The 16382-nt window shown below is 69.5% G+C and carries 18 protein-coding genes; 7 read left to right on the forward strand and 11 right to left on the reverse strand.

What is annotated here, in order from left to right:
• Window positions 1-338 precede the first annotated feature (338 nt).
• Genes EV649_RS02245 through EV649_RS02255 form a run of 3 tightly spaced genes read right to left on the reverse strand, consistent with a single transcriptional unit; the run spans window position 339 to window position 3746 of the window.
• Window positions 339-1316 (reverse strand): ribose-phosphate pyrophosphokinase, encoded by a 978-nt coding sequence (locus EV649_RS02245; RefSeq protein ID WP_130379974.1) that lies wholly within the window; start codon window positions 1314-1316, stop codon window positions 339-341.
• Window positions 1317-1353: 37 nt separating this feature from the next.
• Window positions 1354-2376, reverse strand: a complete 1023-nt coding sequence (locus tag EV649_RS02250; RefSeq protein WP_130379976.1) for a GntG family PLP-dependent aldolase — start codon at window positions 2374-2376, stop codon at window positions 1354-1356.
• Entirely contained in the window at window positions 2373-3746 is a 1374-nt protein-coding gene (locus EV649_RS02255; RefSeq protein ID WP_241997667.1) for a 3-deoxy-7-phosphoheptulonate synthase class II, read from the reverse strand. The genes EV649_RS02250 and EV649_RS02255 overlap by 4 nt, the downstream gene beginning before the upstream one ends.
• A gap of 198 nt (window positions 3747-3944) precedes the next feature.
• On the opposite strand from EV649_RS02255, the gene EV649_RS02260 reads away from it, so the two are divergent.
• Window positions 3945-5000: a type IV toxin-antitoxin system AbiEi family antitoxin domain-containing protein gene (locus EV649_RS02260; protein ID WP_130379978.1), complete on the forward strand. Its 1056-nt coding sequence runs from the start codon at window positions 3945-3947 to the stop codon at window positions 4998-5000.
• Between the two features lie 38 nt (window positions 5001-5038).
• On the opposite strand, the gene EV649_RS02265 is transcribed toward EV649_RS02260, so the two are convergent.
• Window positions 5039-5431, reverse strand: a complete 393-nt coding sequence (locus tag EV649_RS02265) for a DUF2237 domain-containing protein (protein WP_130379980.1) — start codon at window positions 5429-5431, stop codon at window positions 5039-5041.
• Between the two features lie 36 nt (window positions 5432-5467).
• A complete protein-coding gene (locus tag EV649_RS02270) occupies window positions 5468-6232 on the reverse strand; it encodes a lysophospholipid acyltransferase family protein (RefSeq protein ID WP_130379982.1) in 765 nt (254 codons plus the stop codon).
• 320 nt (window positions 6233-6552) lie between these two features.
• On the opposite strand from EV649_RS02270, the gene EV649_RS02275 reads away from it, so the two are divergent.
• Genes EV649_RS02275 through EV649_RS02290 form a run of 4 tightly spaced genes read left to right on the forward strand, consistent with a single transcriptional unit; the run spans window position 6553 to window position 9775 of the window.
• Window positions 6553-7347 carry an alpha/beta fold hydrolase gene (locus tag EV649_RS02275; RefSeq protein WP_241997668.1) on the forward strand — a complete coding sequence of 265 codons (795 nt, stop codon included), beginning with the start codon at window positions 6553-6555 and terminating at the stop codon, window positions 7345-7347.
• Window positions 7340-8038, forward strand: a complete 699-nt coding sequence (locus EV649_RS02280) for a hypothetical protein (protein ID WP_130379983.1) — start codon at window positions 7340-7342, stop codon at window positions 8036-8038. The genes EV649_RS02275 and EV649_RS02280 overlap by 8 nt, the downstream gene beginning before the upstream one ends.
• A 56-nt stretch (window positions 8039-8094) precedes the next feature.
• On the forward strand, window positions 8095-9324 hold the full coding sequence (locus EV649_RS02285) for a TIGR00300 family protein (RefSeq protein WP_130379985.1): 1230 nt from the start codon (window positions 8095-8097) through the stop codon (window positions 9322-9324).
• A gap of 25 nt (window positions 9325-9349) precedes the next feature.
• The gene (locus EV649_RS02290; protein ID WP_130379987.1) at window positions 9350-9775 is read left to right on the forward strand and encodes a nuclear transport factor 2 family protein; all 426 of its coding nucleotides are present in this window, start codon (window positions 9350-9352) and stop codon (window positions 9773-9775) included.
• On the opposite strand, the gene EV649_RS02295 is transcribed toward EV649_RS02290, so the two are convergent.
• Window positions 9772-10125: a hypothetical protein gene (locus EV649_RS02295; protein WP_130379989.1), complete on the reverse strand. Its 354-nt coding sequence runs from the start codon at window positions 10123-10125 to the stop codon at window positions 9772-9774. The two genes, EV649_RS02290 and EV649_RS02295, sit on opposite strands and share 4 nt — an antisense overlap.
• Window positions 10126-10279: 154 nt before the next feature.
• Between EV649_RS02295 and EV649_RS02300 the strand changes: the two genes are divergently transcribed.
• Together EV649_RS02300 and EV649_RS02305 are read left to right on the forward strand one after the other, a co-directional pair.
• Window positions 10280-11029, forward strand: coding sequence for an enoyl-CoA hydratase-related protein (locus EV649_RS02300; protein WP_130379991.1), 750 nt, complete (start codon window positions 10280-10282; stop codon window positions 11027-11029).
• 40 nt (window positions 11030-11069) lie between these two features.
• On the forward strand, window positions 11070-11813 hold the full coding sequence (locus tag EV649_RS02305) for a phytanoyl-CoA dioxygenase family protein (protein ID WP_157996150.1): 744 nt from the start codon (window positions 11070-11072) through the stop codon (window positions 11811-11813).
• On the opposite strand, the gene EV649_RS02310 is transcribed toward EV649_RS02305, so the two are convergent.
• The 5 genes from EV649_RS02310 to EV649_RS02330 form a co-directional block, all read right to left on the reverse strand.
• Window positions 11782-12498 (reverse strand): endonuclease/exonuclease/phosphatase family protein, encoded by a 717-nt coding sequence (locus EV649_RS02310; protein WP_130379995.1) that lies wholly within the window; start codon window positions 12496-12498, stop codon window positions 11782-11784. The genes EV649_RS02305 and EV649_RS02310 overlap by 32 nt on opposite strands.
• On the reverse strand, window positions 12495-13637 hold the full coding sequence (locus EV649_RS02315; protein WP_130379997.1) for an ROK family glucokinase: 1143 nt from the start codon (window positions 13635-13637) through the stop codon (window positions 12495-12497). The genes EV649_RS02310 and EV649_RS02315 overlap by 4 nt, the downstream gene beginning before the upstream one ends.
• Before the next feature lie 73 nt (window positions 13638-13710).
• Complete coding sequence (locus tag EV649_RS02320; protein ID WP_130379999.1) at window positions 13711-14679, reverse strand: ROK family glucokinase; 969 nt, start codon at window positions 14677-14679, stop codon at window positions 13711-13713.
• Window positions 14670-15071, reverse strand: coding sequence for a hypothetical protein (locus EV649_RS02325; RefSeq protein WP_130380001.1), 402 nt, complete (start codon window positions 15069-15071; stop codon window positions 14670-14672). Before EV649_RS02325 ends, EV649_RS02320 begins: the two co-directional genes overlap by 10 nt.
• Window positions 15068-16378 carry an ArsA family ATPase gene (locus EV649_RS02330; protein ID WP_130380003.1) on the reverse strand — a complete coding sequence of 437 codons (1311 nt, stop codon included), beginning with the start codon at window positions 16376-16378 and terminating at the stop codon, window positions 15068-15070. The genes EV649_RS02325 and EV649_RS02330 overlap by 4 nt, the downstream gene beginning before the upstream one ends.
• Window positions 16379-16382 lie beyond the last annotated feature (4 nt).

Genomic DNA, 16382 nt, shown 5'->3' on the forward strand with positions numbered 1-16382 from the left:
TGCAAATTGGTGGAGTAGATGCAGGTCTCGGGCCCCTGCCGAGGCGCCGACCTGCGCCTGACCTGGGGATTTGTAGACACGGTGGGGGTCGAACCCACAGCCAGCAGAGTTGCTGTCGGTTCGCTCGTGGTGCGCCGCCAGGTGCAGCGCTGGATGCGGCAGGGCCGGGACGTTGCAGTCGCCAGCAGCACGAGTCCGTTTGGTTGCGGGCGTTGGGTTGGTGGTCGCCTGCGAGCGGTAGCGAGCTGAAGGCGGGCGGCAGCTCGCCGGCGGTAGCCGGCAGCTGGAAGACGGCGCTGAGCCGGGGGTGGGTGGGAGCGCTCGGAGGTTGGTTACTTCTAGAACGGGAGTTTGGGTTGGGGTGGGGCGTGGGTGGGGTCTACGCCGTCGAAGAGGCTGCTGACTGATTCGCCGTCGTGGATTCGTTTGATGGCTTCGGCGAAGAGGCCGGCGACCGAGGTGACTTGCAGGTCGGGGAAGCCGGTGGGGCGGGGAACGGTGTCGGTGCTGATGACCTCGGTGATGGAGGGGTGGGAGCGGAGGCGCTCGACCGCGGGGCCGGCGAACAGGCCGTGGGTGCAGGCGACGGCGGCCGACGTACAGCCGCGGTCCTTCAGGCGGTCCAGGAGTTCGACGATGGAGCCGCCGGTGGCGATCTCGTCGTCGAGGACGATCGCGCGTTTGCCGGCGACGTCGCCGACGATCGTGTCGATGACCACGCGGTCGTCGGAGAGCCGCTGCTTGCTGCCGGCCGCGACCGGGAGGCCCAGCAGCCGGGCGAACTGCGTCGCGGTCTTCGCGTTGCCGAGGTCGGGGCTGACCACGACGGTGTCGGACAGGTCGCGACCGCGGAAGTGGTCGGCGAGGATGCCGATCGCGGTCAGGTGGTCGACCGGGACCGAGAAGAAGCCGTGGACCTGGGGCGCGTGCAGCGACATCGTCAGCACCCGGTTGGCGCCGGCCGTGGTCAGCATGTCGGCGACGAGCCGGCCGCCGATCGAGATCCGGGACGCGTCCTTCTTGTCGGACCGTGCGTACGCGTAGTGCGGGATGACCGCGGTGATCTGCTGCGCCGACGCGCCGCGGGCGGCGTCGATCATCAGCAGCAGCTCCATCAGATGATCCTGCGTCGGCGGGACGAGGGGTTGCACGATGTACACGTCTCGTTGCCGGCAGTTCGCCTGCAGTTGGACCTGCAGGCAATCGTTGCTGAAACGATGGATCTCTACCGGAGAAAGCGGTACGCCGAGATCTTTACAGATCTGCTCCGCCAACTCGATGTGGGCACTTCCGCTGAACACGACGATCTCTCGCACGGCTCTCCCCGAACGCTGCGACCCCGACAGCTGAACACTAGCCGATCAGTCGCGCCAGAACTTCTGCGGCCTGACGGCAATCAGCTGCCGAGGCGTCGAGATGCGTGACGATCCGCAGCTGGGTCGCCCCGACCCCACCGACCAGTACGCCGGCGTCGCGAGCGCCGGCCACCACGTCGGCGACTGTGCGACCGGTGGCGGCCAGGTCGGCGACGACGATGTTGGTCTCGACTTGGTCGGGCTTCACCGAGCCGGGCGCGGCGTCGGCGAGCACCTCGGCGATCGCGCGGGCGTTCGCGTGGTCCTCGGCCAGCCGCTCGACGTTGTGTTCAACGGCGTACAGCCCGGCCGCGGCCAGTACGCCGGCCTGCCGCCAGCCCCCGCCGAGACGCTTGCGCCACACGCGCGCCTCGCGGATCAGCTCCACAGAGCCCACAAGGACGGAGCCGACCGGCGCGCCCAGGCCCTTGGACAGGCAGACGCTCGCCGCGGCCGCTCGCGAGGCAAAAGACGCGACGGACCGTCCACTGGCGACACCAGCGTTCCACAACCGGGCGCCGTCCAGATGCAGCGGAATTCCGCGCGCATCGAGTTCGTCCGCGAGTACGTCGTACCCGTGCTGGATCGACCCGCCGCCGAAGTTGTGCGTGTTCTCGACCGAGACGGCCGACGTGACGACGAAGTACGGACCGAGGTCTGGCGCGATCAGCGCGCGGATCTGCTCGAGGTCGATCTGCCCGGACGGCGCGCTCCACGTCCGCGTCGTGACGCCGCTAACGGCCGCGTGCGCACCGAGCTCGGCCCGCGCGATGTGCGCGCTCGCCTCACAGAGCACCTCACCGCCGGGCGGCACCAAAGAACGTACGCCGAGGATGTTCGCGAGCGATCCCGTGACGGTGAAGAGGCCGGCCTCGTGCCCGAGCAGGCCGGCGACCCGCTCCTCCAGGGCGTTGACCGTCGGGTCCTCGCCGTACACGTCGTCGCCGAGCGGGGCCGACGTCATCGCGGCCAGCATCTCCGCGGACGGGCGGGTGACGGTGTCCGAGCGGAGATCGATCATGCCTGTGCGCCGCGCAGGCGTTCCGCCACCAGGAAGGCCAGCTCGAGGGACTGGTGCCGGTTCAGCCGCGGGTCGCAGGCGGTCTCGTACCGGTTCACGAGGTCCTCCGCGACCAGTTCCTCACCGCCGCCGAGGCACTCGGTGACGTCGTCGCCGGTCAGCTCCATGTGGACACCACCCGGCCAGGTCCCGACCTGCTGGTGGGCGTCGAAGAAGCCCTGCACCTCGTCCATCACGTCGTCGAAGTTGCGGGTCTTGTAACCGTTCGGCGTCTCGTACGTGTTCCCGTGCATCGGGTCGCACACCCACGCGATCGGCGAGCCGTGGTCGCGGACCGCCTCCAGCAGCGGCGGCAGCGCCGAGCGGATCTTCCCCGCGCCCATCCGGGTGATGAACGTGAGCCGACCCTCGATGCCCTTCGGGTTCAGCTTGTCGATCAGGGCCCGGATGTACTCCGGCGTGGTGGTCGGACCGATCTTCACGCCGAGCGGGTTCGACAGCGAGGCGAGGAACTCGACGTGCGCGCCGTCCAGCTGCCGCGTCCGCTCCCCCACCCAGAGCAGGTGGCCGGACACGTCGTACGGCAGCTCGGTCCGCGAGTCGATCCGGGTCAGGGCGTGCTCGTACTCAAGAATCAGCGCCTCGTGCGACGCGTAGAAGTCGACGGTCCGGAACTCGTCCGAGGTGGCGCCGCAGGCCCGCATGAACGCGAGCGCGCGCTCGATCTCCGACGCCAGCTGCTCGTAGCGGCGGCCGACCGGGGACGACTTCACGAAGTCCGTGTTCCAGGCGTGCACCTGGTGCAGGTCGGCGTACCCGCCGGTGGTGAACGCGCGGGTCAGGTTCAGCGTCGCGGCCGCCGCGTTGTAGACGCCGCGCAGGCGCTGCGGATCCGGGATCCGCGACTCGGGGGTGAAGTCGAAGCCGTTCACGGCGTCACCGCGGTACGACGGGAGCGTGACGCCCTCGCGGGTCTCCTCGCCGGACGAGCGCGGCTTGGCGTACTGGCCCGCGATCCGGCCGATCTTCACGACCGGCACGCTGGCGGCGTACTGCAGTACGACGGACATCTGCAGGAGCACCCGCAGCTTGGCCCGGATGTTCTCCGCGGTCACGCCCGCGAACGTCTCCGCGCAGTCGCCGCCCTGGAGGATGAACGCCTCACCGCGGGCGACCGCACCGATCTTCGTCGTCAGGTCGTCGCACTCACCGGCGAACACCAGCGGCGGCAGCCTCCGGAGCTCCGTGATCACCTGCTCGAGCACACCCTGATCCGGCCACTCCGGCTGCTGCAGCGGCTTCAGCCCCCGCAACTCCTCCAGCGTAGGAACCCCGGGAACCTGCCCCGCCGTCAACGTCGCAAATTGCATACCCTCAGCCTAGTTGACCCCCCTCGGACCCCACCCACACGTCTCACCACCTCCCCTCGCCCCTCACCGTTGCCCAAATCTCTCCTAGGACAGAAATGCCTCTTCAGCGGGTGAAATCCGCCAGGATCCGGCGGGAGGTTGTCCACAGGGGCCTAACTCGTCGCGAGCGAGGAGGGTGATCGACGGCATGTTGTAGGTGTGGACGGACTTCGGCGAACAGAGGTGGAGGCGGACGATGAGCGGATACGACGGTTCGTCGAGCTGCGCGGCCGGCAGCAGGGCATGTTCACTCGCGCCCAGGCTGTGGCGCACGGGATCGACGACAACACGTTGGCGCGGCGGTGCCGGAACCGGCAGATCCAGCGGATCCACCAAGGCGTGTACGCCGACTTCACCGGCCCGTTGCCGTGGTCGGCCCGCGTCTGGGCCGCCTGGCTGGCGTGCGGTCCCGACGCTGCGTTGACCGCTGATACGGCGCTGCGCTGGTACGGACTGAGCGGCGACTGGCAGGACTCGCCGATCCACCTCGCCGTACCGCAGAATCGTCGGATCGAGCGGCGGTCCGGCATCCGGCTCACCCGCCACCAAGACCTCGCCTCGTGGCTGGTCGATGGACGTGAGCCGTACGTCGCACGCCTGGAGATCGCCGTACTGACCGCGGCCGCCCGAAGACTCGACCCGGATCGTCAGGCGGCAATCGTTCTCGACGCTTGCCGTCAGCGCCGGACGACACCTGACCGGTTGCTCGCCGAACTGAACCGGCTACCACGACTCCGTGGACGCAAGCTGCTGAGACCGATCCTGTCGGACGCCGCGTACGGCGTGCAATCGTTCCTCGAGCAGGTGTATCTGACCCGGGTCGAACGTGCTCACGGTCTGCCTGCCGGCACTCGACAGGTCCGTGCGACGAGCGGCTCGGCAGGTGACTTGACGGTGGACTACCGCGATGTCGAGTACGTTCCGTACGACCTGATCGTCGAGCTCGACGGTCGCACCGGACATGCCGATGCAATCTCGACCTGGCGAGACATGCACAGGGACAACGCAGCGACATTGCAAGGCAAGACCACGCTGCGCTTCGGATATCAGCTGGTGATCGATCCCTGCGCCACTGCGGGCCAGGTCGGCGCGGCGCTCGCCCTCCGCGGCTGGACCGGAACTCTCACTCCATGCTCCCCCACTTGCTCGCTCCAAGGAGGATTTTCCGCACCTAAGAGGAGGGATTCTGGCGCTATCCGAGCAAAACCCTCCTAGCACCGCCACGATCGCTCGCGGGGCGGGCGGGGGCCCGGTCAGGTGAGGGAGCTGGGGTCTTGGGGGACGTCTACGGCGTGGGTGCGGAGGGCGGCCAACGGGATGGTGTCCAGGGCGCGGACGTGGGTTGAGGCGAGTACGACGGGGGCCGGGGCGCCGGCGTGGTAGGACTGGAGCCAGCGGGTTGCTACGACGCACCAGCGGTCGCCCGGGTTCAGGCCGGGGAACTGCCACTCGGGGCGTGGGGTGATCAGGTCGTTCCCGATCGAGGCCTGGTGGGCTAGGAACTCTGCGGTCATCACCGCGCAGACGGTGTGGTTGCCGAGATCTTCCGGCCCGCTCGTGCAGCAGCCGTCGCGGTAGAACCCGGTCACCGGGTCGGTGCCGCACTCCTCGAGCGGCTCACCGAGCACGTTCAGGTCGTTGTCCATGACGGCAATCCTCGCCGTACGACGGCTGGAAAAGCGTCAGCTCGCCTTGGTGTCGCCGAGGCGGACGTGCTCGTCGATCGACTCGCCGGCCTTGAGCAGTTCCTTGGCCTTGTCGGCGTACATGTCGACGTACTCCTGGCCGGACAGGTCCATCAGGGCGTACATGATCTCGTCGGTGACCGAGCGCAGGACGAAGCGGTCGCGCTCCATGCCCTCGTAGCGGGAGAAGTCCAGCGGCTTGCCGAACGCCACGCCCGGGCGCACCAGCCGTGGCAGCAGCCGGCCCTTCTCGCGGTAGAACCACACCGGCCAGATCCGGCCGGGCGGTTGCAGCTTCTCGGTGTCGATCATCGCGACCGGGATCACCGGGACGCCGGCCACGATCGCCATCCGGGCGACGCCGGTCTTGCCCTTGTACAGCCGGCCGTCGGGCGAGCGGGTGCCCTCGGGGTAGATCCCGAACAGGCCGCCCTTCTCGAGGATCCCCAGGCCGGTGTTCAGCGCGGCCAGCGAGGCACGCCCGCCGGAGCGGTCGATCGGGATCTGGCCTACGGACCGGAAGAACGTGGCGACCAGCTTCCCCTTGAGGCCGGGGCCGGTGAAGTACTCCGACTTGGCCGGGAAGACGATCTGCCGCGGAATCGAGACCGGCAGGAAGATCGAGTCGCAGAACGCCAGGTGGTTGCTGACCAGCAGCGCCGGACCGTCGGAGGGCACGTGCTCCGCCCCGGTCACCTTGGGCCGGAAGAACAGCCTGACCAGTGGTGCGACCAAGAACCGTCTGAGGAACAGGTACAGCATCCGCCTCGACCTCCGTCACTCGCCCGACACTCACCAGCACTCACTGAGAGCCCACGTCACCATCGTCGGCCCGTACCTGCGTCCGGCACCAGTGCCCGCCGGTGGCGGTCACGCGACAACTCCGGCGCGCCACCTTCCGGTGCGGACACTACGTTCCAGCTTCCCCCTCAGGCAATGTCACCGCCAGGAATGTGGGCGTTGCTCACCGTGTTGTCACCTGGATGCAGACTGGATGCAGCCCAGATGCGACGATTGTCACGCGCCTACGAGGCCTAGTTGCAGGCGCGTCTGTGAGGACACTGAACGGCGAGGAGTCGAGCGTGCCAGTGCAAGCCCACGCGGAGGAGTTTCGCAGTCCCGGCACCGGGGAGAACGCCGCCGTCGGCGTACTGCTGAGCCACGGATTCACCGGCTCGCCGCGGTCGATGCGGCCGTTCGGTGAGCACCTGGCCGCCGAGGGGTACGGCGTCTCCGTGCCGCGGCTGCCCGGTCACGGGACCAGCTGGCCGGAGATGAACAAGACCGCCTGGCCGGACTGGTACGCCGTACTCGACAACGAGCTCGAGCGGCTGCGCAAGGAGCACGACCGGGTGTTCCTGGTGGGGCTGTCGATGGGCGGCTGCCTGGTACTGCGGCTCGCCGAGCAGCATGGCGAGGACGTATCCGGTCTGGTCCTGATCAACCCGTCGGTGCGCGCCGACGACAAGCGGCTGGTGCTGCTGCCGGTGCTGTCCAAGCTGGTGCCGTCGTTCCCGGGCATCTCGAACGACATCAAGAAGCCCGGCGTGGACGAGGGCGCGTACGACCGGATGCCGCTGCGGGCGCTGCAGTCGCTGTCGCAACTGTGGAAGATCACCCGGGACGATCTGGCGAAGATCACGCAGCCGGTGCTGTTGTTCCGCAGTACTGTCGATCATGTGGTGGAGCCGAGCTCGGGGCGGGAAGTGCTGTCCTCGATCTCGTCCCGCGACGTGACCGAGACCCTGCTCGAGGACAGCTACCACGTGGCAACCCTGGACAACGACGCCCCGCGGATCTTCGCGGACTCGACAGCCTTCATCAGCCGGCTGAGCGAGCCCAAGAGTGAGCCCAGGAGTGAGCGCAGCGATGCGTGACAACGGACTGACCGCGACGTCGTACACGTCGCTCGGAGGCATCGATCCGCTGATCGCGGAGCCGGTGCTCGACGCGCTCAAGGCGGCCGGAATCGCGGCGTACTGCGAGAACCAGAGCGAGGCCCGGACGCCGGAGGAGGCCGAGGAACCGGTCCGGATCCCGGTCGGGTACGACGAGATCTTCGTCGACGCCGAGGCGGTGGAGCGGGCCCGTCCGGTGATCGACCGCAGTACCGAGGACGCCGAGTGGCAGTCGCTGGTGGAACAGTTCAACAAACCGTCCGCGCCGGGGCACGACGGCGGCGAGGAAAAGGTCGCGCGGTGGCCGGCGAGTGAGGACGTCGACGACAAGTACGAGCCGCTGATCGACGTACCGGCCGGGCTCACCGTCGAGGAGAAGAAGACCGAGGACGCCGAGCCGCCGGCCAGGAAGGCCGACGACGCGCACGAGCACTACGTCCCGCCGGAGCCGCCGCGCGGGCCGCGGCTGGACTGGATCAGCCGGCTCGCGTGGCTCGGGCTGCTCGGCGGTCCGCTGCTGCTGATCCTGGCCGCCCTGCTCGACTTCGGCACCGGCCGGATCACGACGCTCGCGGTCACCGGATTCATCGGCGGCTTCCTCACGCTGGTCTTCCGGATGAAGGACCGGCTCCCTCCGGGTGACGGCGGTGACGACGGAGCCGTCGTCTGAGTTAGAGTGCGGATCGTCGGACAATCTGACGACATCACTCGTTTGGGAGGGCACCCGTGCAGGTCACCGAGACGGTCCAGATCACCGGCCACCTGATGGACTCCGGGCTGCTGTCCCGGGTGCTCGACGACATTCGCGGGTACGGCGGCGAGTACACGCTGGACAAGTTCGACCTCGGCTACGACAAGGACGACCCGTCCACGGTCCGGATGACGGTCGGCGCGGAGGACGAGGAGTCGCTGCAGCGGCTGCTGATGCGGATCCAGACCAAGGGCGCGAACCTGGTCGACCCCGGTACGCCGGAGATCACCGAGGTCAGTCAGGACGGGGTGTTCCCGGACGGGTTCTACTCGACCACGAACCTACCGACGAGCGTTCGGCTCGGCGGCCACTGGGTCACCGTCCAGAACCCGGAGATGGACTGCGGCCTGCTCGTCGAGGGTGACGCCGTACGGACCATTCCGATGTCCGAGGTACGCGCCGGGATGAAGATCATCTCGAGTGCGCAGGGCGTGCGCGTCACGCCCCCGATCGTGACGAGCACCGAGGACGGCTTCGGCTTCATGGAGTCGGACGTGTCCTCGGAGAAGCCGCAGCGGGTGCTGGTCAAGCAGGTCGCCGACGGGATGCGCGAGGCGAAGGCGAACGGGCAGAAGGTGCTCTGGGTCGGCGGGCCCGGCATCGTGCACACCGGCGCCGCGCCCGCGATGGTCGCGATCGTCGAGGCCGGGTACGTCGACGTACTGTTCGCCGGCAATGCGCTCGCGACGCACGACATCGAGTCGTCGCTGTACGGGACGTCACTCGGCGTGGATCTCGCCCGCGGGCGGGGCGTCGAGCACGGGCACGAGCACCACATCCGGGCGATCAACACGATCCGCAAGGCCGGGTCGATCGCGGCGGCCGTCGAGCAGGGCGTGCTGACGTCCGGCGTGATGCACGCGCTGGTCAAGAACGGGAAGCAGTTCGTGCTGGTCGGTTCGGTGCGCGACGACGGGCCGCTGCCGGACGTCTACACCGACGTACTCGAGGGCCAGCGCGCGATGCGGGCCGAACTGGACGGCGTCGGGTACTGCCTGATGGCCGCGACCATGCTCCACTCGGTTGCTACCGGCAACATCCTGCCGGCGTCGATCCCGTTGACCTGCGTGGACATCAACCCGGCGACGGTGACCAAGCTCGCGGACCGCGGCTCGTCGCAGGCGCGCGGGATCGTCACGGACGTCGGCCTGTTCGTCGAGCACCTGGCGCGCGAACTCTCCCCGTCGTACGCCGACATGAAGTGACCCTGTCGGCGTACACGCTGGTCCTATGGTGAATCAGGACTTCGAGTCGTTCCTGCGACGCTTCGAGGAGGCCAACACCGCGTTCGTCAACGGCGATCCGTCGTTGTGGTTGCCGTTGGTGTCGCACAGCGAGCTGACCTCGATCTTCGGCGGGTTCGGCGGGCAGGAGGTCGGCTGGTCCGAGATCGGGCCGCGGTACGGGTGGGCGTCCTCGCAGTTCCGCCCCAGCGGCGCGAAGATCGAGTTCGAGTACCTCGTCAAGCACGTTGGCGCGGACACGGCGTACACGGTCGCGATCGAGCGCGGCACCGTGCAGCACGTCACCCAGCCGGATCCGGTGCCGCACCTGCTGCGGACGACGATGGTGTTCCGGGCCGAGGACGGCGCGTGGAGGATCACGCACCGCCACGCCGATCCACTCAACCCCACCTCGGCCCCGACGGGGCCTTAACGGCTGAGGTCGCTGTGCCCGCCGGGGCGATAGCCCCTGTTCTCCCGGCGGCCCCACTCCGGGCCGTTGTCGGCCCGCACTTCCGGCCCTTCGGCGTTCAGAGCACGCGAGATCGACGTGCCTGCGTCGGGACCGTGTTGAACCGTCCGCTGCAACGTCTCGGCGAACTCGACGGCCGCCTTGACCTCGTCCTCGACGTCGAACCGCGCGAGCGTCCGCATACCTCCGTGCTCGCCGTTGTGCCGCAGGACCACCGCCTCGGTGTACGTCTTGTCCGGCTCGATGAAGGCGTTCTCACGGTCCGGCGTCACCAGCAGGTTCTCGTACTCCGCATGAGAACTCTGGCCCACCGCATGCAGCCACCCGTCGTCGTACCGCTTGGTCTCGGAGAACTCGGACCTGTTCGCCTCGCAGGTGGCCCTTTCACGTCACCGGGCCGACATGTCTGCTCTGTCACGTCTGTCCGGGCATGACGCCCGGACCGGAAGCGTGTTGGATGGCGGTATGACGGAACTCGTGCACCTGGATGCCGATGGCGGCGTCGCAACAATCACGCTCGACTCGCCGCACAACAAGAACGCGTTGTCGCAGCAGCTGACCAGTGAGTTGCTGGCGCGGCTCGAGACGGCGGGCGCGGATGAGGCGGTGCGGGTGATCGTGATTCGGTCGGCGCTGGACGTGTTCTGCTCGGGGGCAGATCTGTCCGAGGCTACGACCGTCGGGATGGGCGTCGGCGCGCAGCGGATGGTCGACGTACAGCGCGCGATCGTGGCGAACCCGAAGCCGGTCGTCGTGCGCGTCGCCGGGCCCGCGCGGGCCGGCGGCATCGGGATCGTGGCGGCGGCAGACATCAGCATCGCCGGGGAAAGCGCGACGTTCGCGTTGACCGAGGTCCGGCTGGGGCTCGCGGCGGCGACGATCTCGCTCACGGTCCTCCCCCGGCTCACGGACCGCGCGGCGGCGTACACCTTCCTGACCGGCAACGGCTTCGACGCCCTCGAAGCAGCACGCCTCGGGCTCCTCACGCTGACGGTGCCCGACAGCGACCTGGACGAGGCCGTCGACACGGTGCTCACGTCGCTCCTCAAGGGCGCACCACAGGGCCTACGCGAAACCAAGAAACTCCTCAACCGCGACCTCCTCGCCGACATAGATGCCCGCGGCAAAGACCTCGCCGAACTCTCCGCAAGCCTCTTCGCCTCCCCCGCCGCCCAAGAAGCCATGCTCACCTTCCTCAACCGCAAGAAGAGCTAATTCGTTTGCCGCTCAGGGACACCGCTGCTGGACTGGCGGTATGCGGCAGATCACCGAGGCACAGCGGACGCAGTTCCGGAACGAGGGGTACGTCGTCGTGCCCGGCGTACTCACCGACGAGCAGATCGCCGCCACTCGCCGGATCGTTGCCGAGATGCTCGAACGCCAGCCGCCGGAAGGTGTCGGCGCGCACTTCCTGTGGCCTGCCCTCGACGACGCACACCCGCTGCTGGCGTTGTATCGCGCAGCTGGGATCGCGGAGCTGGCCGCCCAATTGCTGCGGCCGGAGTTGGAGCTGCTCGAGCCGGACCAGGCCCAGGTTGCGACGACGATCCCGCCCTGGCCGCACCGGCCGGGCGGTCCACACGTCGACGGGATCACGCCGACCCTGGAGGACGGCACGCCGGGGACGTTCACGATGCTCGCCGGATTGTGGCTGACCTCCCACGAGGAGCTGGACCGGGGCAATCTCTATCTCTGGCCGGGGACGCATCTTCGGCTCGGCGCCTACCTGGCCGAGCGGGGCGCCGACGCGCTGTCCCGGGTCGACGAGATGACCCCGGGCCCCTACCCCGACATCCCGCTCGGCGATCCGATCCAGGCCAGCGGAGCGGCCGGGAGCGTGCTCTTCGCGCACTACCTGCTGGCGCACAACATCGGCGGCCACTCCGGCAGCGCGGACGACGTACGGCGGGAAACCCTGTACTACCGGCTCCGGACCGAGACACATCGCGCGAACTGGCGGGCCGCAGTCACTGATCCGCTACTCGAGTTCCGGCCCTGATCTCGATCAGCATCGGGAGGTGGTCGGAGGCGGCGGCGAGATCCTCTGGCGAGGCGGGTGTGGGGAGGATGCGTCCCTGCAGCGCGGGTGACAGGTGTGCGCCGTCGATGCGTTTGTGGGGATTTGTGGAGCTGAAGGTCGGGCCCGCGTCGGCTCCGAGGTCGGTCAGGCCCTCCTCGGCGAGTCGTTTCCACACCGGGCCGTCGGGTTCCTCGTTCAGGTCGCCGGCCAGCAGGTACGGCGTGCCGAGGGCGCGGCATCGCTTCAGGACCTGCTCGAGCTCGCGCTGACGGCCGAGGATGTGCAGGCCGAGATGACAGCACACGACAGCGACCTGCGTCGTCCCGACGAGTACCTGGCCGCCGACGGCGCCGCCGGGCAGCTGGGTGGCGACGAAGTTCAGGCGCCGGCGGACGAACGGCCGCCAGACCCGCCAGTGCACCGGATCGCCGAGCTCGATGCCGTCGGCAACCAGGATCGCGTTCCGGGCGGAGCCTGCGACGTACCGCATCCCGAACGTCGCCGCCATCGCGCGCCGCTTCGTCCGGGTCCCGAACCAGGTCGGCGCCTCCTGCACGAGCATCACGTCCGGCGCGCACGCCCGTACCACCCGAGCGAGCGCCGTACGGTCGTCTCCCCACCGGTGCACGTTGTACGACAGCACCCGCAGGGCGCCATCACTCATGCGTCAGGGTCGCCGTTCAGGTCAGCCGGGTGCAGGTCGGTGTCCTGCGCCGCGGCGCGCATCCCGGTACGCCGTCCCGCGGTCTTCCGGGCCGCCCGCTCGAGGCGGGTCGACCGTCCACGCGCCGCAGCCGTCTTCGCGGTCACGGCGGTGGTCTTCACCCGGACCCGGCGCAGCCACGTCGCCTCTTCGCGCGCGAGGTCGGCCGCACCGACCAGGCCCGCCTCCGGCCCGAGCACCGCGCGGACAATCCGCGCCTCCGGGCGGAATCCGCGACCGGTCAGCGTCCGCTTGAACGCCTCCCGCGCCGGTGCCAGCAGCAGTTCGCCCGCGTCGGACACGCCACCGCCGATCACGAACGTGCCCGGGTCGAGCGCGGCGGCCAGGTTCGCGAGGCCGATGCCGAGCCAGCGGCCGACGTCCTCGAGCAGCTCGACCGCGACCGGGTCGCCGTCCTTGGCCAGCTCGGTCACCATCGGGCCGTTGATCTTCCGCGGATCGCCCTCGGCCGCCCGCAGCAGGTTGTGCGCGACCGGCGAACCGGACAGCGCCAGCTCACGGGCCTCCCGGGTCAGCGCGTTGCCGGAGGCGTACTGCTCCCAGCAGCCGCGGTTCCCGCACTCGCAGCGGTGACCGCCCGGCACGACCTGCATGTGCCCGAACTCGCCCGCGATCCCGAACTTCCCGCGCTGCAACGCGCCGTCGTTCAGGATCGCGCCGCCGATGCCGGTGCCGAGGGTGACGCACACCAGGTGGCTCTCGCCTTGACCGCCACCGAACCGCCACTCGGACCAGGCGGCTGCGTTCGCGTCGTTCTCGACGACGACCGGTAGGCCGAGCCGGCGCTCGACCGCGTCCCGCAGCGGCTCGTGCCGCCAGGCGAGGTGCGGTGCGAACAGCACCGACGACCGGGTGCCGTCGACGAACCCGGCGGCGCCGATGCCGACCGCGATCACGTCGTGCCGGGACTCCAGGTCGCGGACGATCTCCGCGATCGCGTCCTCGGTCTCCTTCGGGTCCGTCGTCGGCGTGTCGCGCCGCAACCGGTCCAGGATGTTGGCCTCCGGGTCGACCACCCCGGCGGCGACCTTGGTCCCGCCGATGTCGATCCCGATCGTCAGTGCCTGCGTCAAAGCCAAGGTTCGACCTTCCTCGCGACCCCCGCCGGGCCAGGGTGTGTCTCGGCTCCAGTATCCCAGGTCAGGACAATCATCAGGACTGTTCCGGTGCCGGCGCCGGCCGGCGGGCCAGGTCCGCGGCCCCGATCAGGCCCGCATCGTTGCCCAGCTCGGCGAGGGTGAACGGCGCGTGCGGGCGGTTGGCCTTGGCGGGCAGCACCTTCTCGAACGCCTGCACAGCGGACTTCATGATCAGATCCTTCGCCGCGCTCACACCGCCGCCGATCACGACCAGCGACGGGTCGAAGATCGTCGCCAGGCTCGCCACGCCCTCACCCAGCCAGCGCCCCAGGTCCTCGAGCAGCTCGACGGCGCACGGGTCGCCCTTCATCGCCGCCTCGGTGATCATCGGCCCGGTCAACTCCTCGGGGTCGGTGATCCCGCACACGCTCAGCATCTGCGCCGCCGCGAGCGACCCCGACTCGGCCTGCGCCTTGCCCTCGCGCACCAGCGCCCGCCCGGACGCGTACTGCTCCAGGCAGCCCCGCGCCCCGCATCCACATCGGTGCCCACCGGGTACGACGCGCATGTGGCCGAGCTCGGCCGCCACACCATGGGCACCGCGCAGCAGCTCGCCGTCGATCACCACGCCGCCGCCGATCCCGGTGCCGACCGTGATGCAGACCATGTGCTCGACGTCCTTGGCCGCGCCGAACGCGAACTCGCCCCAGGCCGCCGCGTTCGCGTCGTTCTCGACCACGACCGGGATCTTCAGCTGCTCCGCGACGCGCGCGCCGAGCGGCTCGTCCCGCCAGGCCAGGTTCGGCGCGAACAGCACCGTCGACCGGTCCGAGGAGACGAACCCGGCCGCCCCGATCCCGACCGCTTCCACGGCGTGGTTCGCGATCAGCTCGGCGGCCGCGTCGCAGATCGCGGCCGCGGTGGCGTCGACCGAGTCGGCCGGGGTGTCGCGATGCGTGCGCGCGATGATCTCGCCGTGCTCGTCGACCACGCCGGCCGCGATCTTCGTACCGCCGACGTCGATGCCGATCGTCAGTCCCATGGTTCGGGGTCCTCACTCACGTCGATCCGGTCCACCCGGGACCGGGTCGATTCTTGGGCCGGTTCCTCGTCCGATGGCGAGGACCGCGACGCTGCGTCCTCCCGCGTCTGCCGGGCCGCGTCCGCGGCGGCCTCCAGCAGAGATCTCAGTGAGCCGAGCACGTGCGCGGCCGCCGTCGACAGCTGCTCGATCGTCTCCGGGCTGGTGTTCCGCACCCGGTGGATCAGCTGACAGACCGGGCACCAGACACAGTCGGGCCCCAGCTTGTGCTCATGGTCCGCGGCCTCGTCTGCTGCAGGCGGCGCCTCGTGGGCAGCGTTCTGCAGTACGGCGAACAGCTTCGCGGCCTCCTCAGCGACCGAGCCGACCGAGCCGGTGGAATCCTTGCTCACCGCGCCGCCTCGCGACGAGTCAGCGCCTCGTGGTACTCCGCCGTCAGGCCCTGCGCCAGCTCCTGCGCCGACTCCAACGGACCTGATCCGCTTGGCACATCCGACGAGGGTGCCACCGGCCGCGCGGTCTCCCGCGGCGAGAACCGCACCTGCAACCGGCCTTCGTCCAGCCGTGCGCCCGCGACCACGCCACGCGCCAGGGCGGCCGGCAGCGGCAGCACCCGGCGGTACGACCCGACGGTGATGATCAGCTCGTCCCCGTGCCGCGCGAGCTCCAGTTCGTCGGCGGATGCCAACGGCAACGGCATCGTCAGCGTGTACGTCCGCCCGTCGGTGTCGATGTGCCGATCCACCCACAGCGACGTGTCGTCCGTGGCGCGTGCGAACGGGTCGTCCCCGCCGTACATCTCCACCGCGAACGCGGCCAGTTCCTCGACGCCGACCGGCTCACACACGCGGTACGGCGACTCCCAGATCGGCAACGGCCGGAACGAGTCCGCGACCTCCTCGAGAATCCCGCGCTGCGCGGCGACCCACTGCCGGCGCCACGTGTCGGCCCCGGCCGCCGGGAACACCCGGTTCGCCACGACACCGTCCACGCGGTACCCGTACAGCGACAGCCGGGTCAGCGACCGCCGGGCCTCGGCGACCACGACCGCTTCCGGCGTCAGGACCAGCCGCACCGAGGCGTCCGGGCCGGCCAGCAACGTGCGGATGTCGGACAGGTCGGCCTGCAGCCGCCGCAGCGCATCGAAGACCGTGTCGTCCGGCATCGGGATGCTCGACCCGCGGTTCAGGAACGGCCGGAACGTGCGCATCATCTTGCGCTCGGCGTTGAAGATCCGTTCGAGGTACCAGTTCAGGGCCTCGGGCAGCGCCAGCAGCCGGAGCGTCTCCGCGGTCGGCGCACAGTCGACGACGATCACGTCCCAGCGGCCGGACCGGACGTGATCGCGCACCTCGAGCAGCGCGAGCACCTCCTCGGCGCCGGGCAGAACGGTCAGTTCCTCGGCCTCGACCGGGTCGACACCGACCATGTGCAGCACGGACCGCAGATACGCCTGGATGTCGCCCCAGGACCGCTCGAACTTGCGCTGTGCGTTGATCTGCTGGACGAACAGCAGGTCGTCGATCTCGGTCGGCTCCGGTCCGACCTCGGAGTCGAACGCGTCCGACAGCGAGTGCGCGGCGTCCGTCGACAGCACCAGCGTTCGCAGCCCGCGCAGTGCCGCGAGCGTGGCCGTTCCCGCAGCGGAGGTCGTCTTGCCGACGCCGCCCTTACCTGTGTACAGCAGTACCCGAGTCACTGGA

Origin of the sequence: Kribbella sp. VKM Ac-2569 (assembly GCF_004216905.1) — a bacterium.
Taxonomy (GTDB): Bacteria; Actinomycetota; Actinomycetes; order Propionibacteriales; family Kribbellaceae; genus Kribbella.